Origin of the sequence: Mucilaginibacter boryungensis (assembly GCF_015221995.1) — a bacterium.
Classification (GTDB): domain Bacteria; phylum Bacteroidota; class Bacteroidia; order Sphingobacteriales; family Sphingobacteriaceae; genus Mucilaginibacter; species Mucilaginibacter boryungensis.
In genome coordinates, this window is the sequence record NZ_JADFFM010000001.1 from 2,497,657 (window position 1) to 2,519,932 (window position 22,276).

Annotated in this window: 23 protein-coding genes and 2 tRNA genes; 7 read left to right on the forward strand and 18 right to left on the reverse strand. The window is 41.9% G+C overall.

What is annotated here, in order from left to right:
- Nucleotides 1-18: 18 nt before the first annotated feature.
- The 5 genes from IRJ18_RS10470 to IRJ18_RS10490 form a co-directional block, all read right to left on the reverse strand.
- The gene (locus IRJ18_RS10470; RefSeq protein WP_194106127.1) at nucleotides 19-1,944 is read right to left on the reverse strand and encodes a PAS domain-containing hybrid sensor histidine kinase/response regulator; all 1,926 of its coding nucleotides are present in this window, start codon (nucleotides 1,942-1,944) and stop codon (nucleotides 19-21) included.
- Between the two features lie 105 nt (nucleotides 1,945-2,049).
- Nucleotides 2,050-2,433: a DUF3037 domain-containing protein gene (locus IRJ18_RS10475; protein WP_194106700.1), complete on the reverse strand. Its 384-nt coding sequence runs from the start codon at nucleotides 2,431-2,433 to the stop codon at nucleotides 2,050-2,052.
- Nucleotides 2,411-3,202, reverse strand: coding sequence for a HipA family kinase (locus tag IRJ18_RS10480; RefSeq protein WP_194106128.1), 792 nt, complete (start codon nucleotides 3,200-3,202; stop codon nucleotides 2,411-2,413). The genes IRJ18_RS10475 and IRJ18_RS10480 overlap by 23 nt, the downstream gene beginning before the upstream one ends.
- Before the next feature lie 120 nt (nucleotides 3,203-3,322).
- Entirely contained in the window at nucleotides 3,323-4,078 is a 756-nt protein-coding gene (locus tag IRJ18_RS10485) for an oxygenase MpaB family protein (RefSeq protein ID WP_194106129.1), read from the reverse strand.
- A 1-nt stretch (nucleotide 4,079) separates the two neighbouring features.
- A complete protein-coding gene (locus IRJ18_RS10490) occupies nucleotides 4,080-4,472 on the reverse strand; it encodes a ribosomal maturation YjgA family protein (RefSeq protein WP_194106130.1) in 393 nt (130 codons plus the stop codon).
- Between the two features lie 160 nt (nucleotides 4,473-4,632).
- On the opposite strand from IRJ18_RS10490, the gene IRJ18_RS10495 reads away from it, so the two are divergent.
- A complete protein-coding gene (locus IRJ18_RS10495; protein ID WP_194106131.1) occupies nucleotides 4,633-5,772 on the forward strand; it encodes a putative sensor domain DACNV-containing protein in 1,140 nt (379 codons plus the stop codon).
- 52 nt (nucleotides 5,773-5,824) lie between these two features.
- On the opposite strand, the gene IRJ18_RS10500 is transcribed toward IRJ18_RS10495, so the two are convergent.
- Together IRJ18_RS10500 and IRJ18_RS10505 are read right to left on the reverse strand one after the other, a co-directional pair.
- Nucleotides 5,825-6,142, reverse strand: a complete 318-nt coding sequence (locus tag IRJ18_RS10500) for a hypothetical protein (protein ID WP_194106132.1) — start codon at nucleotides 6,140-6,142, stop codon at nucleotides 5,825-5,827.
- A gap of 6 nt (nucleotides 6,143-6,148) precedes the next feature.
- On the reverse strand, nucleotides 6,149-7,402 hold the full coding sequence (locus IRJ18_RS10505) for a DUF2130 domain-containing protein (protein WP_194106133.1): 1,254 nt from the start codon (nucleotides 7,400-7,402) through the stop codon (nucleotides 6,149-6,151).
- A 157-nt stretch (nucleotides 7,403-7,559) separates the two neighbouring features.
- On the opposite strand from IRJ18_RS10505, the gene IRJ18_RS10510 reads away from it, so the two are divergent.
- Nucleotides 7,560-7,877, forward strand: a complete 318-nt coding sequence (locus tag IRJ18_RS10510) for a hypothetical protein (RefSeq protein WP_194106134.1) — start codon at nucleotides 7,560-7,562, stop codon at nucleotides 7,875-7,877.
- A 110-nt stretch (nucleotides 7,878-7,987) separates the two neighbouring features.
- Here IRJ18_RS10510 and prmA read toward each other — a convergent pair whose 3' ends face one another.
- From prmA to IRJ18_RS10550, 8 genes are all read right to left on the reverse strand, one after another.
- Complete coding sequence (gene prmA / locus IRJ18_RS10515; RefSeq protein ID WP_194106135.1) at nucleotides 7,988-8,827, reverse strand: 50S ribosomal protein L11 methyltransferase; 840 nt, start codon at nucleotides 8,825-8,827, stop codon at nucleotides 7,988-7,990.
- Nucleotides 8,828-8,860: 33 nt separating this feature from the next.
- Complete coding sequence (locus IRJ18_RS10520; RefSeq protein WP_194106136.1) at nucleotides 8,861-9,322, reverse strand: hypothetical protein; 462 nt, start codon at nucleotides 9,320-9,322, stop codon at nucleotides 8,861-8,863.
- Between the two features lie 84 nt (nucleotides 9,323-9,406).
- Nucleotides 9,407-10,171 carry a triose-phosphate isomerase gene (gene tpiA, locus IRJ18_RS10525; RefSeq protein WP_194106137.1) on the reverse strand — a complete coding sequence of 255 codons (765 nt, stop codon included), beginning with the start codon at nucleotides 10,169-10,171 and terminating at the stop codon, nucleotides 9,407-9,409.
- A 164-nt stretch (nucleotides 10,172-10,335) separates the two neighbouring features.
- Nucleotides 10,336-11,523, reverse strand: coding sequence for a putative sugar nucleotidyl transferase (locus tag IRJ18_RS10530; RefSeq protein ID WP_194106138.1), 1,188 nt, complete (start codon nucleotides 11,521-11,523; stop codon nucleotides 10,336-10,338).
- Nucleotides 11,524-11,588: 65 nt separating this feature from the next.
- The gene (locus IRJ18_RS10535; protein WP_194106139.1) at nucleotides 11,589-11,837 is read right to left on the reverse strand and encodes a type B 50S ribosomal protein L31; all 249 of its coding nucleotides are present in this window, start codon (nucleotides 11,835-11,837) and stop codon (nucleotides 11,589-11,591) included.
- A 193-nt stretch (nucleotides 11,838-12,030) separates the two neighbouring features.
- Entirely contained in the window at nucleotides 12,031-12,372 is a 342-nt protein-coding gene (locus tag IRJ18_RS10540) for a helix-turn-helix domain-containing protein (protein WP_194106140.1), read from the reverse strand.
- Between the two features lie 75 nt (nucleotides 12,373-12,447).
- Entirely contained in the window at nucleotides 12,448-13,812 is a 1,365-nt protein-coding gene (locus IRJ18_RS10545; protein ID WP_194106141.1) for a UDP-N-acetylmuramate--L-alanine ligase, read from the reverse strand.
- Nucleotides 13,813-13,912: 100 nt separating this feature from the next.
- On the reverse strand, nucleotides 13,913-14,761 hold the full coding sequence (locus IRJ18_RS10550; RefSeq protein WP_194106142.1) for a universal stress protein: 849 nt from the start codon (nucleotides 14,759-14,761) through the stop codon (nucleotides 13,913-13,915).
- A 204-nt stretch (nucleotides 14,762-14,965) separates the two neighbouring features.
- On the opposite strand from IRJ18_RS10550, the gene IRJ18_RS10555 reads away from it, so the two are divergent.
- Nucleotides 14,966-15,895, forward strand: a complete 930-nt coding sequence (locus IRJ18_RS10555) for a DUF6263 family protein (protein ID WP_194106143.1) — start codon at nucleotides 14,966-14,968, stop codon at nucleotides 15,893-15,895.
- A gap of 75 nt (nucleotides 15,896-15,970) precedes the next feature.
- On the opposite strand, the gene IRJ18_RS10560 is transcribed toward IRJ18_RS10555, so the two are convergent.
- Together IRJ18_RS10560 and IRJ18_RS10565 are read right to left on the reverse strand one after the other, a co-directional pair.
- Nucleotides 15,971-16,570 (reverse strand): DUF502 domain-containing protein, encoded by a 600-nt coding sequence (locus tag IRJ18_RS10560; protein ID WP_194106144.1) that lies wholly within the window; start codon nucleotides 16,568-16,570, stop codon nucleotides 15,971-15,973.
- A 12-nt stretch (nucleotides 16,571-16,582) separates the two neighbouring features.
- On the reverse strand, nucleotides 16,583-19,045 hold the full coding sequence (locus IRJ18_RS10565; protein WP_194106145.1) for a bifunctional UDP-N-acetylmuramoyl-tripeptide:D-alanyl-D-alanine ligase/alanine racemase: 2,463 nt from the start codon (nucleotides 19,043-19,045) through the stop codon (nucleotides 16,583-16,585).
- Between the two features lie 57 nt (nucleotides 19,046-19,102).
- Here IRJ18_RS10565 and IRJ18_RS10570 point away from each other — a divergent pair, with 57 nt between their 5' ends.
- From IRJ18_RS10570 to IRJ18_RS10580, 3 genes are all read left to right on the forward strand, one after another.
- Nucleotides 19,103-19,585, forward strand: a complete 483-nt coding sequence (locus tag IRJ18_RS10570; RefSeq protein ID WP_194106146.1) for a regulatory protein RecX — start codon at nucleotides 19,103-19,105, stop codon at nucleotides 19,583-19,585.
- Nucleotides 19,586-19,702: 117 nt separating this feature from the next.
- Nucleotides 19,703-19,775 (forward strand) — tRNA-Gly (locus tag IRJ18_RS10575).
- 62 nt (nucleotides 19,776-19,837) lie between these two features.
- Nucleotides 19,838-19,922 (forward strand) — tRNA-Leu (locus tag IRJ18_RS10580).
- Nucleotides 19,923-20,045: 123 nt separating this feature from the next.
- Here the strand turns inward: IRJ18_RS10580 and IRJ18_RS10585 are convergent.
- Nucleotides 20,046-20,936, reverse strand: a complete 891-nt coding sequence (locus IRJ18_RS10585; RefSeq protein WP_194106147.1) for a winged helix-turn-helix domain-containing protein — start codon at nucleotides 20,934-20,936, stop codon at nucleotides 20,046-20,048.
- Nucleotides 20,937-21,038: 102 nt separating this feature from the next.
- Here IRJ18_RS10585 and IRJ18_RS10590 point away from each other — a divergent pair, with 102 nt between their 5' ends.
- Entirely contained in the window at nucleotides 21,039-22,136 is a 1,098-nt protein-coding gene (locus IRJ18_RS10590; RefSeq protein WP_194106148.1) for a WD40/YVTN/BNR-like repeat-containing protein, read from the forward strand.
- Nucleotides 22,137-22,276 lie beyond the last annotated feature (140 nt).

The following is a 22,276-nucleotide window of genomic DNA, read 5'->3' on the forward strand; positions in this document are numbered from 1 at the left end:
CCGGTTTGTCGTGTTGTATTATACCTCCTGCTGTTTACTTACATATAAACAAATCTTATCATATAATTCCTCGGGCTTAAATGGTTTACTAATGTAATCATCCATACCGCTGGCTAATATCTTATCTTTCATATCCAGCAATGCCGAAGCGGTAAGCGCAATAATAGGTAGTTTTTTATACCGGCCGCCAAACGCACGGATGGCTGCTGTTGCTTCATAACCATCCATCACCGGCATTTGCATATCCATCAGTACCAAATCATATGCTTTTAGCTGAATCATGTCAACGCCTATTTGCCCGTTTTCGGCCACGTCACATAGCATACCCCATTTCTCTAAAAAACGACGGGCAACTAATACATTTATCGGGTTATCTTCTACCAGTAATGCTTTCCGGCCCTTTAAAAAATCAGGATAAACCGTTTGCTTGCTTTTAATGGTATTGCTTTCCTGATTTTTGCCTTTTTGTAGTTCCAGTTCAAAATAAAAGCAGGATCCCTGTCCCGGGGCACTCTCCAACTTTATTTCGCCCCTCATCAGGTTAACCAAACGCTGACAAATAGCCAATCCAAGACCAGTACCGCCAAAATGCCGGGTAGTGGATGTACTTGCCTGCGAAAATATTTCAAATACATATTCCTGCTTATCTTTGGGTATACCTATGCCGGTATCTTTTACCTCAAAATAAACATTAGCCTTGTGTGTGTCCTGCCTGATAAGCTTACAACTTAAAGTAACCTCGCCCTGCTGGGTAAATTTAATGGCATTGCTTAGCAGGTTATTTAATATTTGGCCTAAACGCACCTGGTCGCCATTTATAATTAGTGGAATATTACTATCGAAATTCAGCGTGAACTTAATATCTTTTTCATCCGCGGCCTGGCATTGGGCAGCTTGTATATTGTCCAGTAACTCCTTCAGGTTAAAATCATCCTGTTCAAACTCTATTTTGCCCGCCTCTATTTTATTTACGTCTAATATATCATCAATGATCACCATCAGGTTCTCGGCCGAGAACTTTAAAACATTCAGATATTCCTGCTGATCTGGCCTGGGGTTTTGTAATAATAAATTAGTGAAACCTATCACCGCGTTCATAGGTGTACGTATCTCATGACTCATTACCGACAGAAACTGTGATTTAGCAATAACCGCTGCTTCGGCTTGCTCTTTGGCACGTACTAAAGCTTCTTCATTTTGTTTTCGGACAGTAATATCTTGAAATATACCATACAGGCGTACACAGCGCCCGTCTTCAAATTCAGGATGGCCAATAGTACGTGTCCACACCTGCTCGCCGCGGGTATTTATCACCCGCAGTTCTAAATCGTACGTTATGCCTTTTTCAACTGCATTTCTAAACCCTTGCAAAAGTATTTCCCTGTCGTGCCCTTCTTTAAAAAAAGATGCGGAGCTTCCCCTGGTTGGCTCATAATCATTAGAAACACCAAATATCTGGCGTGTAACGTCAGTCCAGATAACCTTACCTGTTTCAAGATCAAGCTGCCAGCCGCCGACACGCGCTGCCTCGTTGGTTTTGCTGAGGAAATCTTTCACCATCAGCAGTTCCTTCTGGGTTTCTATCTGTTTAGTTACGTTTATGTAACTTCCAGACATATGCAGCGGTTCCCCTTCCGGCCCCCAATAGTTTACATGACCAGTGCAAAGCAGATAAACAAATGAACCATTAAAGTGACGAAAACGAATCTCCTGTATAAAGGGTTTTTTGGCTACATTACTAATATGTTCAGCCAGATGCCGGTTAAGTATAGCTATATCATCTTCAGGTATAATATCACTCCACGATAATCGGGTATTTGTGCCGGTATACCCCAATAATTCTGTAATTCCCGGATTATCAAATGGCTCAACCCCGGTCATGTCCCAGTCCCAATAGCCTGTTTGCGGCTCGTTGTTTAGTATAGAATTATATCTGTTGGGCATTAAGCGAATTTAACAGCATTTAGTGGAATTACAAGCACGTAAAAATTATTGTGCATCATATGGGATTATTGGAGTTTCAATACACAAAATTGAACATATGCTGTTTTATAATACCAACTGAGCATGTAACCGTTCCAAAGTTTCCAATGGATCGGCACATAACCCCGGATGAACTTTAGAGCATTGTACCACGGTGCTTCGGGTAGCCGTTAACCACCTGAAACGTGAAGCCGCATCTAACAAAGCAATAGGGCCACCTTCCTTACTGCCCTTGCAAACCTGCTCAAACATACATAAGTGTTCCTGTAGTTCATCCATATCTGGCTTAGTAGAAAAGCACTTCATGCGGCCGGTATCAAGCGTATATATAGCCTGCAGAAACTTTTTATCGGCGCAGTATAACACCACACCCACATTAATAAACTCCTCGCGTTCAACCCTGGGCACAACGCGTATTACGGCATATTCAAATAAGTGCTGACCTTGCATGTTGTGCTTCATTTAAGAAAATTTGTGAGGATGCGATACGGGTTTCTAAAAACTGCGCATATATACTTCTTACTTCATCGGGTTCTTCCATCCATTCCTGTGCTATCCATTCATCGGGGATCAGGTTTACTATATCGCGGATCACCTGCGGTGTTAAGATATTTTTTAGTTCAGCATCCGCTGTCTCCAGTTCAGATGCCCGCGCCAATAATACATGATCTTTTACCTGCGTAAAGGGACGTACCGCCTGTTCCTGCCAGTTATGCCACGAATGGTGAAAGTACAACGCCGCGCCATGATCTATCAGCCATAACTCGCGGTGCCAGGTAAGCATATTGGTATTGCGCGGCGTACGGTCGACGTTAGTGAGCAGGCAATCCATCCAAACTATCTTGGATGCCAGCAAAGGATCTACTACGGTGACTGCCCCATCAAAAGTAATAGCCCCGGAAAGATAATGTAGTGCCAGGTTTAATCCTACACTGGCTTTTAACAGGTCTTGTATCTCTTCATCCGGCTCGGTTCTTCCAAAAGCGGTATCCAGGTTAGCAAATACCAGTTCAGGTATTTTAAAACCTATTTTTCGGGCTATTTCGCCCCCAATTAATTCGGCTATCAGGGCTTTAACACCCTGCCCTGCCCCGCGGAATTTTAGCACGTACAAAAAACCGTCATCAGCCTCGGCAATAGCCGGCAGCGACCCGCCTTCGCGCAGCGGCGTTACATAACGGGTTACATTAACTGTGCGTAATTGCGGCGGGGTGTTCATGGTGGCAAATATCTAAAATATATTGACAATGTCATTTCGAACGCAGAGAGAAATCTTCTACACGAAACCGGCGGCGTGCAAAAGATTTCTTCTCGTTCCTCGTTCGAAATGACAAATTGCCTATATATTTAATGCTATTATCTGCGCTTTATATTGCTCAGGTAATAGCGCATTCTTTAAACCGTTTTCCAGTTTTAGCCATCGTAAAAATTTATAGCCAATTAACGCGGGCCACATTATGGGGATATTGCCTAGCTTCAGCAGTTTTTTAACCAGTGGCGGGCATACCAATATTTGCACCTGTTTCAACAAAAAATACCTTAAGCTACCCAAGTGCTTTTTATATTGACGATACAGATCGATAGTGAACTCACTGCTTACCAGATCATGGTGCAGGTGTTCGGCGCGCATCAGCTCCCATTGCAGGTAACTGGCAGGCAGACCGGTTAAATTCATTTGCGCACCTACGCGGTAAAACACATCAAATACCTCTGCCTTTTCCTGTATGGTAAGCTGGCGTTCCAGTAATTCAAACGAGCGGATAGAATAATCAATCAGCATAAACAATACATCGCGATAAGCCCAGTCGGGTATTTGTGCGCCCCGGGCTTGTTCCACGCCCTGGTGTATGGCGGTAATCTTATCAATAGCACGGATAGCATCCTCATAGTCAGAGAAAATAATTTGCCGGGCATAAGCAACGGTCGAGAAAAGTCGGCCTAAAGGGTCGGCAGGTAGTTTACCGGTAAAATAAAGCCAATCCACTGCCTTGTTCACCGCAAATTCCGCTGCCGAACCGGCAAAAATGAACAATACCGTATCGGCTTTGCCCCATATGCTGCGTACTATACTATCTTGTTTTACAAAAGTTGCCATCTTATTTGGTATAAGCGTTTTTAATGGACCTGTTAATGCGCACTTGTTCTAATATCAAAACCAATGCGATACCCAGGGTGTAAGCTATAATATCCCCCCATGCAAAAAAGTTGCCTAAAATAACGTTGGCTAATTTAGAGTCATGCCAGCCCAGTACATCTACAAAATGGAAATACTGCAGGGTTTCCGTTATATAAGCCCAAACCAAAACCAAAAGTGCTGTACCTTTTATAGATGTTTTAAAGAAGCTTTTAATCAAACAGTAAAGAAATATCACCACAAGGAAATCGCCACCGTAGGGACGGATAATGGCATCGTTCATGTAAGTACCGATGAAGTATTCGGCAATAAACAGCAGGGCAGTTATAGCAAAATATAAAATATTAAATCGCATTTATAAAAGTACTTTGAATTACAAAGTTATATAATAAGATTGGTTTATACAATATTTCTGGAGATACGGATGATATCTGTCTGCAGATTTGTTGGATATTTTACACAACCCAAACTATTTTCCCGAACAGGATAGTTAATTTGCAGGATATTCTACCTGCATGTTATCCGAACCATCATACCTTGCTGCCCGAATGGTGGCCACTAAAATTGAAGCGCATTTGTTGCGACACCTGGAAGTTGCCTTACAGTTAGGAGAAGGCGCACTGGCGGTTGTCCCGTCAGTCTCGGTAATTGAATCCATTATTGATGTGGCCTTTTGGGCGAGCCTGCGCCGCGAGGAAGGGCATGCACCTAAAATATCCATCGCCTTTTTACCACCCGAGCAAGCCGACAAGCCCCTGATATTTGAAAACAGTTTACGGCTTACCCCGCAAAACTTAACCAAACTTGCCCCGGCCGTTGAACAGCCCGGCATACATTTGGGCATTTGGTACGACAATGATTCGCTGCATGTTTGGGGGACAACACACCAGATACCGGGCATTTGCTTTGTACTGGAAGTGGTGGAACCCGGCCTGCTGGTTATTAAGCACCGCCGTACAGATGGTTTTGGCAAATTTGTGAATATAGCCGTTTTGCGTGGCGATGAAATAAAAATGGTTGATGAGCACAACATCAGCCTAGATGCTTGCCCTGAGATCATCGAGTCGTTACTTGATATGCCGCTGCCGTCTGCCCCCGGCGGGTCATTTAATATTCTGGTGGAGCTGGCGACGGCCATGCGGGCGCATAACCGGGGTGGCCTGGTGCTGATAGTACCTACAGGCACAACCCAATGGCATAATTCGGTAATCCATCCTATCTCCTACCCGGTTAACCCGGCTTATACTGTTATATCCGACTTGCTGAAAACAACCAAACCCAAGCGCGATATAGCCTGGAAGCAGAACCTGCGCAACGCTATAGATATTATTGGCGGCTTTACCGCGGTAGATGGCGCCACGGTGATTAATCGCGATAATGAGTTATTGGCCTTCGGCGCTAAAATAGCACGTGCCGAACTAAGCATTCCTGTAGATCAAATGATAGTTACCGAACCGGTAACTGATGCCACACCTATACTTATGCACCCCGCCCAAAACGGTGGCACCCGCCATTTGGCCGCCGCCCAGTTTGTTTACGATCAGCGCGATGCCCAGGCCATGGTAGCCTCGGTTGACGGGCATTTTACGCTGTTCGCCTGGTCACAGCAATTAAATATGGTACATGCACACAGGATTGATATTTTGTTGATGTAGAGGACCGCTGATTTAGACTGATGATTTTGATTTCGCTGATAACAGATGTGAGCTAATCTATGCCGTAAAGCTTATTCAAATCCAAATTATAATAGCCGAATGTTTTTACATTTAATAGGTCGATAATAATTACTAAAAATACATTTTCAATATCTGTAGGAAGTAACAAGTGATCATAGGTATTAGATGGATTTCTATAAACGTATCGTACTACCCCATTATCATAGATATTACTTGGAATTTTATTTGCATTTACTAGTTCTTCAACAAACGGCCATATATCTAAAATAGGTTCGGCTGTTTCAGTTACATCGGTCATTGGAACGGCGAAGGTAGATTGGAATTGTTCTTCAGTTAATTCTGTCAACATAACCAGTTATTCTAACAACAATGCGTCATCACCCTCATCTGTCAAACTCAACTGTATAGAATCGCTGCCGGCAATACCTTCAATAGAGCCTTTAATGTGGGCGGCATTCAGCAGCACTTTTTCCAGTTGTTTTTCGCGGGCTTTCCACATTTTCTCCATGGCATCGCGTTCGCGCTGGATAGACATTTTCATACTTAGGTAACCCTCGCGAATGGCTTTCCATTGTTCAGAGAATTCCGAGCCGGTAAGATAATCGTATAGCAAATGCATCTTATCACCCTTGTTTTCCTGCGAACGGCTTTGGTTGGCTAATTTGATAATACCATCACGCAGCACATAGGCCACGGCCTTCACCTCATCAAACGAGCATATCCACACCCCATCCATCTGGCCAAAGCAATCCATACCATTCGGATAACATTGGGTAACTATTACTGCTACATCCACACCCATGCTGCGCATATCGCGTTTCAACTTCTCTATCCACTCCATGCTGAACACCTTGGTGCGCTTGCTTTCGTAGATAATCTTGCCACATTCCTGCCCAAACTGGTTACGCACAGTTTGCACACAGTCGGCGCCGCGCACGCCTTTGCCAACCTCGCCAATAATATCAAACGGGAAAAAGTTGCGCAGGTGTTCTTCCAGTATCAGTTCCTGCACCTCGCCCTGTAATTGCATAGAACCTTGTTCGGCTTTACGCTTCATCTCATCAACCAGCTTTTTCTGGTCGTCCAGTTGTTTTTCCAGTTCGCGCTGGCGCAGCAAGTGTTCAGTATCTTTTAATTGCGATTTTTCGGCTTCCTGCTTGCGTATTTCCTGGGCTAATAGCTCGCGCTGTTCCTGCAATTTGCGTTGCAGTTCAATTTGCAGTTCCTGCTCTTTTTGTATCAGGGCCTGCTCTTTTTGCAAAAACTCCAGTTCTTTCTGGCGCGATGCTTTTAACTTCTCATCCGCATCTTCTTTGCCTTTTTGCAACATCACCAATTGGTTCTCAAAATCTGAAGCGATGGATTTGCGCAGGTTTTCTTCCAGCGTTAGCTGCAAGGCTTTCTTTTCGTTTTGCAGGCGCTGTTCAAAAACTAATTGCTGCTGCTGTTCTTTTAACTGAAACTCATTCAGCTTCAAGTTATATTCCTGTTCTTTTTTGGCTGTGTATTCCTGCATTTTCAGGCGCAGGTCTTTCTTTATTTCTTCGGCCATTACTTCCTCTAATGGGAAAGCTGTACCGCACGATGGACATTTTACTTCTGTTGCCATTTAATTGTTGTTCTGTTTGAATCCCTACCCCGCTATTCTCTCCCAAAAATACCGTTAAAACACGGTTTATTTTGCACGCAAAAGGCTTTTACTTTACAAAGTAATAAAAAGGTATTTAATTAATGCTTTGGCCTTACATCAACCTTAAAACTTAACGATGTACCTAACCTATAAAAACGAAAATATGAACCACATTATGGTGTGCGCCGAATTCCCCGGGACAACCGACGAACAAGCAAACGAGATCTACGCCATCCTTAACCAGCGCAACTGGACCCGCATCACCAGTCAGGACGAAGAATTTAACAATATTTGGTATGGCACTTTTAACCGGCAGATGCTGGAAAAGGATTGCCGTGAGATTGCTACCCGTAATTTTATGGAGGCCGCTAAAAAATATTGTAGCGAGGTACAGCTTACCATACTTTGGGGGGCTAACAAACCTACATCGCAGGGGTTCACACTTATCAGTTAATATATAGTTATAATAGTTTAGTTAAATGTAAGCGGCCCCGGGTATATCCCGGGGCCGTATGTTTTATATCTAAATTGAACCGTTTATATGCTAAATGTTTATGCGGCAGGTTACTTTTTAATAAACTTTGCCGCTACCCAATCTTTCATTTTTAAGTGACTAACATATTGCATACCATATTTACCGGCAGCAGCGGTTATCATATCAAGGTCTATAGCTTCATAAAAACCACTGAAGTATATTTCGCCGCCATCGCGTAAAACTTCGCTGTAAGTAGGAATTTGATCTAATAAGATATTACGGTTAATATTAGCCAAGATAATATCATACTCATCAACAGGTATAGCTTCTTTAGAACCGCAAAGCGGGGTGATATTTTCTATGTTGTTAAGTGCCGAATTTTCGATAGTGCTTTCAAAACAAATCGCATCGTAATCAATTGCTGTAACACGCTCAGCGCCCAGCTTTGAAGCCAATATAGCTAATATGCCTGTACCGCAACCCATATCCAGCACGTTTTTACCTTCAAAATCAGTACTCAGCATTTGCTGCATCATCATTGTAGTAGTTTCGTGATGGCCGGTACCAAAAGCCATTTTAGGATCGATCACAATTTCGTACGGAAATTCCGGGTGCGCTTCATGGAAAGTTGCCCGTATGTAAATCTGATCATCAATCTGCATGGGTTCAAAATTACTTTCCCACTCCTTATTCCAGTTTGTTTGTGGTATTTGGTGTATATTATAACTAAACGGGAACATCTCGCGATAGGGCGCTAATTGCTCGCCGATGCGTTCGTCATCAAAATCATTAACAGGGATATAGGCTTTAAACCCGTTTTCAACTTCTTCAAATGTATCAAAGCCAATTTCGCCCAGGGCGTTGATCAATAGATCCTGCTGGTAGCCTTCGGTAGTGGTTGTGGTAAAATGCAGTTCGTAGTAATTCATTAATGATGGTGATAAAGATGGGTTAACTAGAGATTAGTCATTCTCTGGCTTAGCTTTTGCCCTCATGAACGATTTTATATCAAACAGGAATAGCACTAAAAAGTTGATGAACCAATAAAATAATTGTACCCCGGTCATAAACAAGGCAATATGAATCAAATGTTCTGTGCCCACAGCCCTATCCCAAATAATGTAGGATAATCCGCCCGCAGCTATTACACATACCAGTATGAGGCCAATAAAAATACCGATTGCCGCTTTATGCCGCGCTACTATTTTATCCCATAAGGGCAAAATAATAAGGTATTGGGTAAGTATTGCAATGATCAACTGGAATGGCGCGAATATCTTGTAATAATTAATCAATCCCGCGGCTGATCCATCACCAATATCTGACAACCCCTCAAAAGTATGATGCAGGGGATTGTATTTGATGATTATAGCAAACACCCAAAACGCTACAACCGACGGGACTATTACTTTTAAAAATCTCATGCTATGCTACGCGTCATTGGTCATTAGTCATTACGCTTCGCTGTCATTGGTTCATACGCACATTTGCATATACGTACACCTACATTAATTAAACACTTTAACAATATCCACAAAGTCACGCGATTTCAGAGATGCACCACCTATCAGGCCGCCATCAATATCTGGCTGGGCAAATAGTTCGGGGGCATTTTTTGGATTGCAACTGCCGCCATAAAGAATAGTGGTGTGGCCTGCTACCGTATCGTTATACTTAGCCGCAATTTCCTGGCGTATAAAGGCATGTATCTCTTGCGCTTGTGCCGATGTTGCGGTTACGCCGGTACCAATGGCCCAAACAGGTTCATAAGCTATTACCAGCTGGCTGAAATGCGCTTCATCTAAATGAAAAACACCTTCCGCTAATTGCGATTTTATAATATCGAAATGTTTTTCAGCGTTACGCTCGTCTAAAGTTTCACCGATGCAAAATATGGGGCGCAAGCCATTAGCTAACACTGTATCGGTTTTTTTAGCCAGCAGGGCGTTATTTTCGCCAAAATACTGGCGGCGTTCCGAGTGGCCCAAAATCACATAAGTTGCACCAACCGAATTGATCATTTTAGCTGATATTTCACCGGTATAAGCGCCACTTTCGGCCTGATGGGCGTTTTGCGCGCCAATAGCAATTTTGCCATAACCTTTAGCCATTTGCGCCAAGCTATGTAAATGAATAAATGGACTACATACAACAGCCTGCTGCTGGCCGGTCACTTCATCCTTTACCATATTGATCACTTCTGAAAACAAGGATAAACCCTCGTTGTAATCCATATTCATTTTCCAGTTTCCGGCTACTATTTTTTTTCTCATGGTATTTATATTTTGGTGATTACACCGATTGTTTTATACGTGATTTCGCCGATTTGTCATGTTGAGGAACCAAGTATCGTGCCCGCTATCGTCAGACCCTAAACCGTATCAGGATGACAAACCATTTTTTTATTTTTTCATATGCATATTAGCACATGTGCACATTATCCCCAGCCTTCACGGTATTCCTTAGTTAGTTCAAATACTTCTTTCAGTATTGCCTGCTCGTTTTCGTCAAAATTACGGTGCTCCCTGCGTGCAAATACTTTCGCCGTTGTTTCCAGTGCTTTATTTAAGCGGTATTCTTCAAAGCCGCCAGCACCGCCCCAGCTAAAATCGGGTACATGGTTTGGCGGGAAACCTGCATCAAACACATTAGCACCCACGCCTACTACTGTACCGGTATTAAACATCGTATTAATGCTACATTTGGCATGATCGCCCATAATCAGGCCGCAAAATTGCAAACCGGTTTTACGATAATGCCCAGTAGCATAATCCCACAGCCTTACCTCGGCATAGTTATTTTTAAGGTTACTGTTATTGGTGTCGGCACCCAGGTTGCACCATTCCCCTACTACTGCATTGCCTAAATATCCTTCGTGCCCTTTATTGCTATAGCCCCAAATTACGGCGTTGTTTACCTCGCCGCCTACGCGGCAATAAGGCCCAATAGTTGTAGCGCCATATATTTTTGTGCCCATTTTTACCTGCGAGTGCTCGTTAATAGCAAAAGCCCCGCGAATGTTGGTCCCTTCCCAAATTTCGGTATTAGCTGCTAAATATATCGGGCCGTTAATGGTACTAAAGCTACAGCATTCGGCCTGTGCGCCTTCTTCGGCAAAAAAATCGGTACCGATAATGGTATTGGTACTGCTCATCACAGCGCTTTCGCGGCCTTTGGTAAGCAGATTAAAATCTTTACGCAGCTCAATATCATTATAACGGAAAATATATTCGGGGTGCCGCACAATAACCGGCAGGCTGCTAACGCTTGCGGCAAGATATTTTGTAGCCGGATCAAAACTGGCAGCATCTGTGGCATCTAACCGTGCAGCAATCAACTGATCCTGGTAGTTTAACGCTTGCCCCAACCGCAGCTTATCAATAGCTTCCAGCAGGTTTTCGTCGGGGCAAACCGCTCCATTTATAAAAAGATTATCGTCCGTAATATTTATGGGGAATTTACCCTGCAAATACCTGCGGGTATGCCACGAATAATCCTGATTCAAATGTTTGGCCCATTTTTCTGCAATAGTTAAAATACCTATCCTTAAGTTACCTACCGGGCGGGTAAAAACAAGGGGCAGCAGGTTCTGGTACGCGTTATCGTCGAAAAGGATGATGGCCATGGCGCAAAAATAAAAAAAGTCCCGACTGTATAGCCGGGACTTTCAAATTATATTTAAAAGTATAATTACTTTTTGTTGTAACGGGTACGGAATTTATCGATACGGCCTGCAGTATCAACCAGTTTCATTTTACCGGTATAGAATGGATGCGAGGTATGCGAAATTTCCAATTTCACTAATGGGTATTCATTGCCATCTTCCCATTTCACTGTTTCGCGGGTATCGATGCATGATTTAGTTATGAAAGAATATTCGTTAGACATATCTTTAAACACAACTAATCTATAATTTTTTGGATGCAGGTCTTTTTTCATTTCTTTATTCCTTATAAAAGAGGTGCAAAGATAGTGAAATATTTGAAATTCAAAAAAGCAAATTCAAAATACTTTCCACATTTTGGGATTATCCAAGATACGGGATCAAAAAACTGCAAACCTGAATTCTTAAGACAAGAATAACATCTGCGCGTTTTGCGACACTTTATTTCACGCCCTTTGGGTGACTTATTTACGCAGTAACTTTGTTATGACGCAGTTCTTCGAACAGTTCGATCACTTTCTTCTGCAGATCGATCACTTCGGTTTCACGATCCATCAGCTTTTTGTTAACAGTTTCCAGTTCGTTTTGAAATTTTTGATCCTGTTCAGTCTCATTAAATGTAAGCAACTGAACAACAGTCATTTCAAATAGCGTAGAGATTTGCTCGAGACGTGACAGGTTAATATCAGTAATACCGGTCTCTATTTTAGAGAAAGCTGGGATAGAAATGTCCAAACGTTTGGCCACATCTTCCTGACTCCATCCTTTTTGATGACGTAGTAATCTGATTTTTTTTCCAAGGGTTTTCATAATTAATTAAGGATAAAGGTTTCTCAATAGTTAATAAAGTTACGAATAAATTTTACTTTTCAAAAAATTATTAATTCAAATATTTTTTAATATATTATTAGCTAAAGCTGCCAAATCTATCCCACCAAAGTTGCCCGAGCTCATTAACAGCAGGTTTTTCCCGTTTATTTCTATCCTTTCCAGGTATTTTTTTAGTTCGCCCGGATCATTAAAAAACAACAGATCATCTTTATCAAAAGCCTTTTTAACTACTGAAGCATCGTAAGGCTCCATCTTTTTTTGTTCAAATGTTTTGCTGTCAATAAACACTATCGCTTCTGTCGCTGCATCAAGCGTACCGGCATACTGGCTTAAAAAATCTTTATTTAAACTGCTAAATGTATGCAATTCTATGCAAGCTACCAACTTCCTGTCTAAAAACTGATTTTTTACTGCTTGTATAGTTGCCTGTAGTTTTGAAGGCGAGTGGGCAAAGTCCTTATAAATATTAGTGCTCTCATTTTTACCCAAAAGTTCTAACCTGCGTGCTGCGCCTTTAAATTTGGTAAGTGCCTGGTAAAAATCCCCGGTACTAATACCTAATTGTTTACATACCAACCGTGCCGCTTCTGCATTTAACAAATTATGCTCACCAAAAATCTCTAACGGATATTGCTTTCCATCACTTACAATTGAAGTAACCCCATTATCTATCTGGTACTGTGGCAATTGGTATGGAATTTTGGTTACACTTGTTGTATCGTCGGCTTCAACAGCTTCATTAAGTACCGTATCCGTTTTACTGTAAATAAGTGTCCCGCCTGCCTGAATGGTTTTAATAAACAGGCGAAACTGTTCTACATAGCTATCAAATGTTGGGAACACATTAATATGATCCCACGCAATTCCGCTGATAACACCAATATTTGCCTTGTATAAATGAAACTTGGGCCGGCGGTCAATCGGCGAAGCCAGGTATTCGTCCCCTTCTATTACTATAACAGGCGCATCTGTTAGCTTAACCATAGTTTCAAAGCCGGCTAACTGTGCCCCCACCAGGTAATCAAAATCCTTACCGGCTTGTTGCAGTACGTGCAGTATCATGCTGGTAATGGTAGTTTTACCATGACTGCCGCCAATAACTATACGCAGTTTATCTTTCGATTGCTCATAAATATATTCAGGATACGAATAAATTTTTAATCCCAATTCTTGTGCTTTAAGCAATTCGGGATTATCTGTGCGGGCATGCATCCCTAAAATAACGGCATCAATATCAGTCGTAATTTTTTCAGGGTACCACCCATTCTGCTGTGGCAATATCCCATATTTTTCTAGCCTTGTACGCGATGGTTCAAATAGCACGTCGTCCGATCCGCTTACATCAAATCCTTTGTTATGCAAAGCGATAGCCAGATTGTGCATGGCACTGCCGCCTATTGCAATAAAATGTACCCTCATATATAGTTGACGTAACCTGCTGGTTATTAAATAATGCTGCAAAGAAACACAAAAACGGCAATCGTTACAATTAATTTTATTAACCCGCTATGTGTTTAACCTATTTTAACAATAAAACCGGCACCGATGAATTGGAAGCCAACTGTTGCGAAATACTGCTATGCATTAACGATTGGAAAAAGCTATACCTATGGGGCAAGGCAATAACCATTTCAGCACGATGTTCTTCGGCAAAATTGAGTATACCCTTAATTATATTAGGGCTGTTTATAAAGTAATAATGCGGATGATAGTTTTTTAACATGTTATGTAAAGCGCTTTCCTGGGCCAATTGGCCGGCATCAGCATTTGCATGCCTGCCGTCACGATCTATATTAACAACCAATAACTTTATCTGTTGCCTGCCCAGCAGTTTATGCAATATTTCCATGGGCATATTTTGGGTTACCTGCTTAAAATCGCAGGCAATAACAGCCTGGTCTATCAATTTATATTTATAACCGGGCGGCACTACAATTACTGGCGCCGGACTGGCTTTTGATACCTTAACCACATGGCTTCCAATACCGGGCTGCCCCAAGCTGCTATTACCTTTGCTACCTAAAAACACCAGGTCAACATTATCCTCTGTCACCGCATCTACTACGGCCCGCAATAAATGTGACCTGTTTAAACGGGTACGGACCTTAACCCCGCTCCTTACCATCTTTTGCAGCTTGCGCTTCAGTTGTGCTAACTGATTTAATCTATCTGTCACGCTTTCCTCAATTTCCTGTTCACGCAACATCAGCATATCGGGGTTAGGCAACATATCTTCATAAGGTGATATATAATAAGCATTCATCAGAATAATTTCCTCGGTGTCTGTTTGCTGGCTTAAAGCGGCTGCAAAATGGGCAGCATTGTTGGCAGCTTCTGAAAAATCGATAAGTACCAGGTAGGTCTTCATATATATGGGATATCCTTTGGGGGCATTCCCTAAAGTTGATACAAATTTGCACAGTAAATGGTTTTAAACTGTCAGGGCCGGCTCATTTTATGTGTTTAAACATGATTTTATCTGCCTGATGAAAAAGGCTCAGCCGGAAGCCATAAACAGCGTCATATCGCTTAGCATTATGTTCCATAATAAAAACATTCACTAAACTTGCATATGAAGAAAACCTTTATTGTTACCCTGTGCTTTCTTTTACCCGCTATTATTTGCCGGGCACAATACGTTACGCTGGCCTTAAACCTTACAAAAGGCCAAACCTATTATCAAAATACCAATGCGGTTGCCACTGTTGAACAAACTGTTAATGGAGTAAAGACTACTGTTACAAGTACTATTACAGGCAGGATAGCTTTTAAAATAACAGGCATACGCGATAGTTTGTACGATATGGAAATACGGTATGAACGCCTGTCGCTAAAGATGCAGTTACCCGGCGGCAATATCATGGCTTACAACGCTGATAAAGTACAAGCTGGCGACCCTATGTCGGGCATATTTGCCGCTTTTAAAAACCAGCCGATAAAATTGGTACTCACGAAAACAGGTAATATCCAATTGATGGATGGAATAGATGCCATTATTAATAGGGTGGTTGATAATTTTACGGGGGCTGATGCGGGACAAAAAGCACAGATAAAAAGCATGCTGCAGCAATCGTTTGGCGAGCGTGGTTTCCGCAGCAATTTTGAATTGGGGACAGCCATATTCCCGTCTATCCCCGTCAGGAAAGGGGTTGTTTGGGTTATCAATAGCCAGCTGCAAAGCGCAAGGCCGGCCAATGTGCATGCAATTTATGATCTTCGTGATATTACGGGTACTTATTATCTTATCCATGTCAATTCAAAAATTGATTATATGAATAAAGACGCTTTCGAAAATTCAGGGAGTGCTTTGATGAGATATAACCTTGATGGCCATATAACCGGGGATATTGTAGTTGACAAAATGACCGGCTGGGTAAAACAATCAACTATAAATCAAACAATTGGCGGCACCACCGAAGTAAAAACTAATGCGCTCGCTGCCCCAAGCATGGTGATACCCATGGTAATGAAAAGTGATATTGTAATTACGGGAGATAATTAGTCATTGGTCGTTGGGAAACTCTGAGAGTTTCAACCATGCAATCAAATGACTAATGAAGCCGAAGGCACAATGATATCAATGGATACCGCTTACACCACCAGAAATGACAAATTTCATAGCGTCGGCAGCTTTCATATCCAGTGGCTTTACCTTATCGGTATCTACAACAACTACCTGACCCGCAAAAGAATACGACCATGGGAAATACACGGCAACCTGGCCCGGCAAGTTTATTGCGGTTAGGTCTTTTTGTGTTAGAAAACCTATTTTTTTCACACCATTTCCGTTCATATCAACCAACACGGGTTCATTAAATTTTTTCTCATCGCCTACAAATGCTTCAGTAAGGTCTTTAATGGAAAAGTACAGGAACTTGAATAGCGGCAAGCGGTTTAACCAGCGATAAAACCAGTGTTTAATGGGGTCGGTAATTACATTGGTTACCAGAATACCCGCAATCAAAATAAGCACAATAACGCTTAAAATCCCCAATCCTGGTACATACACAGGCTTCCCCGTTTTGGGATTTATTACTAAAATATCACTCAGGTTAAGCGCTTTATCCAAACCCGAAACAGCCCAGTATATCAGCAGGCATGCTGCGCCCAAAGGCACCACAACCAGCATCCCTTTAATAAAGTACCGTAGTAAAACCCGGGCAATTCGTTTCAGCATATACGTTAGTTCTTACTCGTAAAAATACACTCTTTTTACGCGTTGTGAAATATTAGTTAATATTTCGTAGGGAATGGTGCCTATTTGTTTGGCCAGTTCTTCAATGCGCTGCTCCTCGTTAAAAACAATCACTTCGTCACCTTCTTTTACTTCCACATCGCTTACATCAAGCATGCACATATCCATGGCAATGTTGCCTACTGTGGGCACCAATTTACCTTTTATCAGCATTTTACCTACACCATTACCAAAAGCGCGCAGGTAGCCATCAGCATAGCCAATACGCACTGTGGCTATGTGGCCATCCTTTTTTAAACTGCCGTTACGGTTGTACCCAATAGTTTCACCGGCCTTTATTTTTTTCACTTGTGATACACTGGTTTTTAACGTGGCAATAGGTTGCAAAGCGTTTGTATCCTTAACTGATGGATCGATGCCATATAAACCTATACCCAAACGTACCATATCAAATTGGGCTACCTTCCACCGGCTAATGGCCGATGTATTGGCAATATGCTTAATGGTTTGATAACCCAATGTCCGCTCAATCTGCCGGAAAGCCTTCTCAAACCGCCTGATCTGTTTCAACGTGAAGGCGTCATGCTGTTCGGCATCGCTGGCTACAAAGTGCGAGAAGATGGACTTTACCCGTACGGCAGTGTTTACTTCCAGTAAATCGCAAAGCATATCCATATCCGCAGGCTCAAAACCCAGACGGTGCATGCCGGTATCGATCTTCAAATGGATGGGATAATCCACAATATCATTTAGCTGCAGGTATTTAGTAAATTCGCTCAGTAAACTAAAACTGTAAATCTCGGGTTGCAATTTATACTCTATCAGTTTATCAAACGCGGTTATCTCAGGGTTAAGCACCATAATAGGTAAGGTTATACCGCCCTGCCGCAAGGCTACGCCCTCATCAATATAAGCTACTGAAAGATAATCCACCTTGTGATATTGCAGCATATTGGCCACCTCGAAAGTGCCACTACCGTATGAAAATGCTTTTACCATAGCCATTATCTTCACCCCTGGCTGAAGCTGCGATTTATAATAGTTTAGGTTGTTCAGCAACGCGTTCAGGTTTATTTCCATCACCGTTTCGTGGGCCTTTTGCACCAGCGCGCGACTGATCCGCTCGAACTCGAAATTACGCGCACCTTTCAGCAGGATAGTTTCATCATTAAAATTCAAGCGGGCCATATCCTTTAACAGGGCTTCGGTATCCGGATAAAAGTGCTTTTCAGCAATATTAAATTGATCCCGGAAGTGCTGTATGGACTCGCCTACTCCTATAAAACGGTCTATTTTTTCAGGGTGCAGCATGGCAGCTACCTGGGCATATAATGCTTCCTGGCTTAAGCCTGATTGAAAAATATCCGACAGGATTAATGTTTTTTTAGGGTGTTGGTTCTGCTGTTCTAAAAAATTCAGCGCTATCTCTAACGATTGAATATCCGAGTTGTAAGAATCGTCGATAACCGAACAATCGTTTATACCGGTCTTCATTTCCAGGCGCATGCTTACCGGCACCAGGTGTTCCATGCGCGTATCAGTCTCAACAGGGCTATAGCCCAGAGCCAACATGGCAGCCCAACAGGTAATGGCATTTTCAACCGATGCCTGATCAAGAAAAGGCACCAAACACTCTATTTCCTTTTTATTGTAAATAGCCCGCAGGTAATAGTTCCCTTTAATAGTGGTTTCACTAAATACGTAAAGATCGGCTTGATTAAACTGTCGGCTCCAGGTAAACTGCTTCAAATCGGGATTAATATCTTTTTGATAATCCAGTAGCAGGTCGTAATGACCGATCAATAGCTTACTATTCTTAAACAGCTTTAGCTTTTCCAATACTTTTTCCTGCCTGCTACTAAATCCCTCATCATGGGCAGAACCGATATGTGTCAGGATACCTACTGTAGGCTTTATTATAGCTTCCAGTTTATCCATTTCATTAATGGTTGATATTCCGGCTTCAAAAATGCCCAAATCATTCCCAGCCGTAATATTCCATACGGAAAGCGGTACCCCTATTTGCGAATTATAACTTTTAGGCGACCGGACAATATTATGTTCGGCAACCAATAATTGATATAACCATTCTTTTACAATGGTTTTCCCATTACTGCCGGTAATACCAATAACTTGTAATTCGAACTGGTTGCGGTGGTGCGCAGCTAACGTTTGCAGCGCTATAAGCACGTTAGGCACAATTAGGTAATTGGCATTTAACAAAGGCTCTGCAGGTTTACTGCTGACTACATAATTACGCACGCCGGATTCATAAGCTTCACTTATAAACTGATGACCGTCCCTCCTGTTGCTAAGTGCAAAAAACAAAGCTTCGGGTGCATTGGCTATCCGGCGGCTATCAGTTAACAGCGTACTAATGGGGACATCATTAACAATAATAACATTAGCACTAATTATTTGCCCTATAGAGCCTGCGGTATAAAGACTGTTAGCCATGTGCGAATTTGCTGATAATTTACGCTAATAAAATAAATTTTAACACTTTTGGTTTGAATGGAAACCGCAAAACCACGTAAAATTACCAACGAGACCGAGGCCCTGGCCAAAGCTGAGCATTTTTGCGCCTACCAGGAACGCTCGCAACAGGAAGTGCGCGATCGCCTTTATGAATGGGGATTATGGCCCGACGCGGTTGAAAACACAATTACCAAATTAATTGCCGGCAACTTTTTAAACGAAGAACGCTTTGCCTATGCATATGCACGGGGCAAGTTTATGCAAAAAGGCTGGGGCCGGGTTAAAATTAAGCAGGGCCTTAAATTCAAAAAAGTATCGGATGTGCTGATAAAAAAGGCCCTGAAGCAAATAGATGCCGACCAATATATAATTACACTGGAACAGCTATTACGAAAAAAAGCCGCCCAAGTGCACGAGAAAGACGAATATAAGCGCCATTACAAACTAAAACAGTATGCCCTGGGCCGCGGATATGAAAATGATCTCATCTCGGACGTTTTGAAATCCAGCGGTTTATAAAAAACTTTAAAATAATTGAATAAATAACTTGCAGAATATTCATTTCTGCCTATATTTGCACTCCACAAACGCAAGGGTAATCAGCGAATGAGATGCCAGCGAATGTGAATACAAAATGCGAAAGTAGCTCAGTTGGTAGAGCACGACCTTGCCAAGGTCGGGGTCGCGAGTTCGAATCTCGTCTTTCGCTCTAAATCCCTTCCGTCAAAACGAAGGGATTTATTTTTGAAAAGGTTTAGACAAACCAACCATGCTCAGATGGTGGAACTGGTAGACACGCAGGACTTAAAATCCTGTTCCCGTTAAAGGAGTGCGGGTTCGATTCCCGCTCTGAGTACAAAAGCCTCGAAATTCGGGGCTTTTGTTATTTAAGCAGGATATGTATACTTATATCCTGCAATCAGAAAAACATGCTTGTGGAGAGGCTTTGCATTTTTGTATATTTAGCTATATTTTCTTTTTAAGATTTAATTTCAAGTTTATATCCCTTGCCGCGCATAACAACAATGCCGATATTGGGATCAGGTTCCAGCTTTTTCCTAAGCTTTGATATAAACATATCCAAACTACGGCCCACAATAACACCTTCATCTTCCCATATCTCTTTTTGCAGGCGGCTTCTCGCTATTGTCTCGTTAGGAGACAATGCGAAAATGCGTAGTAAACGGGTTTCTGTTCCAGTTAACTCTATTGTTTTACCGTTTATCATGAGCTTACGATTGTTGGCATCGAATAATACCGCGCCCAAGGTTAAGACATCAGTATACTGCCCGCCAGGTAAGGACTTCCGCTGTTTAACAGATCTCAAAAAAACAAAACCAACAAATGCTAAAAATGGCAGGCCGCCCAAAAGATACCCACTCTTTACTATATTTATTCCTGTGGGTTTGAATTTAATATTGATGATATAGCATGCCCTGGGTTGTACCCTTCCTCGACAAGCTATAATATTATCTTTTTTATTTTTTGATATAGCATATCCATAAGCTATGTCGGATTTGCCGCAGTTCAAAACATTCACTATATAGTCACGTGCAAGGGGATTTTTGGCCAGCAAACGTTGAGTGGTGTTAACCAGGGAGTCGGGTTGAAAAGTAAGCTCATGCTCAAAGTTTATCTGATATTCATTTTCTGCAATCTTTTTTACCGGGAGCACCCTTGATGTATGGTCGCCTGACTGTAAAAGTAATTCATGTCCGACCATCCGGAGCAAAACTTCTCTTCTGGCGATATCAAAATCGTCACTGCCGGTCATACTTAAAGCGGCGCAGATTACAGATATAAACGAGAGTATGATCAATCCGAAAAGATACTTGCGTTTCCCCCAGAAGAGATTTCGGCTATCAAGCATAATGTCAAGTTTTTATTTACAAAGTTTACATTTTTATTTACAATCCAAATCCCTCAAGCCGAAAAATATCAAAGTAGATTTGCTGAATCAATTTAATAAATCATGAAAAAATTATTTGTATTTGTTCCGGCTATCCTCCTGGTATTATTTCTACTAAATTCTTTTGTACTAAAAGAAAAAGTAGCGGGGAAGAAAACAACAGAAGGGACTAAATCAGGGCTTTTGAACATCGTTTACAGATCTACCGATGGTGGGCAAACATGGCAGAACATTAGTGCAGGACTGCCTAAAAATTTGCAGAGGACAGGCATAGGGAGTGATGTTTTTTTCACAAATGACCATGGGCTTTATGTGCGTGCCGACAATGGGCTTTATCACAGCGAACCAAATTCCACAGCCTCTTTTTGGACAAAAGAGATTTTCCCTGGTAAACAGCGTAATATTGCCCCTGGCAAGAATGGAATCTTTGCCTATGATTTCCGGGGACAATTTTTACAAAAAATGAACGGTAAGAATAATTGGTCGCCCACGTACACAAATTTTCAAGAGCAAGCCATACGTTTAAACGGAACGATAGATTGGATGTACACGCACTATAAAGAGAAACAAGTATCCAGTCTTTTTGAAACCGCCGAAGGCACAGTTTTAATTGGTTCAAACAACGCCATTTACAGATCCACTAACAGTGGAAAGACATGGAAATATGTGCATGTTGGGGGCTGGATAATGAAAATGGCAGAGTCAAACGGTGTACTCCTGGCTCTCAGTTCACGGGGAATATTAAGATCGATTGATGATGGTGAAAACTGGGAACGTGTGATTAGTGAAGGGGATGCTGGTATCGCTGTGGAACGTATTGATGGAGGATTTGCTGCTATAGCCTACAACACCATCACCAAAACCAACACCGTACAAATTTCAAAGGATTATGGAAAAACCTGGAATGTAATAGATGAAGGACTTCAGCCTTCCTGGAATAGTTCATTGTTTATAAAAATCGGGCTTCAATCCCCATCATTTGTTTCATCAATTAAACAAGTGAGTAAATATTTAATATGTAGTCGCTCAGATGGTATATTCCGGTCATCTGACATGGGCAAGACATGGGAAAAACTGTTATTTCCTCCTATGGAAAATAAGGGTTTTATTTTATCTGTTTCAGGCAATGTAATTTATGCTATGCCAAATAAAGGCTGTTGAAAATTCCAAACCCACAAAAACTTTGGACTTTTTGAAGTTCTTAAAAAATACTACTGATAAAATGCTCCTGTGTATGCTTTGTTGTTGATGTCGGTTTTCGCACTTCAAGTAAAGGACAAAACAGACCTCTCAAAAGAAAT

Excerpts from the sequence above, each read along its gene's own strand:
- IRJ18_RS10470 (WP_194106127.1), bottom strand. The coding sequence starts at position 1,944 with ATGCCCAACAGATATAATTCTATACTAAACAACGAGCCGCAAACAGGC.
- IRJ18_RS10475 (WP_194106700.1), bottom strand. The coding sequence starts at position 2,433 with ATGCAAGGTCAGCACTTATTTGAATATGCCGTAATACGCGTTGTGCCC.
- IRJ18_RS10480 (WP_194106128.1), bottom strand. The coding sequence starts at position 3,202 with ATGAACACCCCGCCGCAATTACGCACAGTTAATGTAACCCGTTATGTA.
- IRJ18_RS10485 (WP_194106129.1), bottom strand. The coding sequence starts at position 4,078 with ATGGCAACTTTTGTAAAACAAGATAGTATAGTACGCAGCATATGGGGC.
- IRJ18_RS10490 (WP_194106130.1), bottom strand. The coding sequence starts at position 4,472 with ATGCGATTTAATATTTTATATTTTGCTATAACTGCCCTGCTGTTTATT.
- IRJ18_RS10495 (WP_194106131.1), top strand. The coding sequence starts at position 4,633 with ATGTTATCCGAACCATCATACCTTGCTGCCCGAATGGTGGCCACTAAA.
- IRJ18_RS10500 (WP_194106132.1), bottom strand. The coding sequence starts at position 6,142 with ATGTTGACAGAATTAACTGAAGAACAATTCCAATCTACCTTCGCCGTT.
- IRJ18_RS10505 (WP_194106133.1), bottom strand. The coding sequence starts at position 7,402 with ATGGCAACAGAAGTAAAATGTCCATCGTGCGGTACAGCTTTCCCATTA.
- IRJ18_RS10510 (WP_194106134.1), top strand. The coding sequence starts at position 7,560 with ATGTACCTAACCTATAAAAACGAAAATATGAACCACATTATGGTGTGC.
- prmA (WP_194106135.1), bottom strand. The coding sequence starts at position 8,827 with ATGAATTACTACGAACTGCATTTTACCACAACCACTACCGAAGGCTAC.
- IRJ18_RS10520 (WP_194106136.1), bottom strand. The coding sequence starts at position 9,322 with ATGAGATTTTTAAAAGTAATAGTCCCGTCGGTTGTAGCGTTTTGGGTG.
- tpiA (WP_194106137.1), bottom strand. The coding sequence starts at position 10,171 with ATGAGAAAAAAAATAGTAGCCGGAAACTGGAAAATGAATATGGATTAC.
- IRJ18_RS10530 (WP_194106138.1), bottom strand. The coding sequence starts at position 11,523 with ATGGCCATCATCCTTTTCGACGATAACGCGTACCAGAACCTGCTGCCC.
- IRJ18_RS10535 (WP_194106139.1), bottom strand. The coding sequence starts at position 11,837 with ATGAAAAAAGACCTGCATCCAAAAAATTATAGATTAGTTGTGTTTAAA.
- IRJ18_RS10540 (WP_194106140.1), bottom strand. The coding sequence starts at position 12,372 with ATGAAAACCCTTGGAAAAAAAATCAGATTACTACGTCATCAAAAAGGA.
- IRJ18_RS10545 (WP_194106141.1), bottom strand. The coding sequence starts at position 13,812 with ATGAGGGTACATTTTATTGCAATAGGCGGCAGTGCCATGCACAATCTG.
- IRJ18_RS10550 (WP_194106142.1), bottom strand. The coding sequence starts at position 14,761 with ATGAAGACCTACCTGGTACTTATCGATTTTTCAGAAGCTGCCAACAAT.
- IRJ18_RS10555 (WP_194106143.1), top strand. The coding sequence starts at position 14,966 with ATGAAGAAAACCTTTATTGTTACCCTGTGCTTTCTTTTACCCGCTATT.
- IRJ18_RS10560 (WP_194106144.1), bottom strand. The coding sequence starts at position 16,570 with ATGCTGAAACGAATTGCCCGGGTTTTACTACGGTACTTTATTAAAGGG.
- IRJ18_RS10565 (WP_194106145.1), bottom strand. The coding sequence starts at position 19,045 with ATGGCTAACAGTCTTTATACCGCAGGCTCTATAGGGCAAATAATTAGT.
- IRJ18_RS10570 (WP_194106146.1), top strand. The coding sequence starts at position 19,103 with ATGGAAACCGCAAAACCACGTAAAATTACCAACGAGACCGAGGCCCTG.
- IRJ18_RS10585 (WP_194106147.1), bottom strand. The coding sequence starts at position 20,936 with ATGCTTGATAGCCGAAATCTCTTCTGGGGGAAACGCAAGTATCTTTTC.
- IRJ18_RS10590 (WP_194106148.1), top strand. The coding sequence starts at position 21,039 with ATGAAAAAATTATTTGTATTTGTTCCGGCTATCCTCCTGGTATTATTT.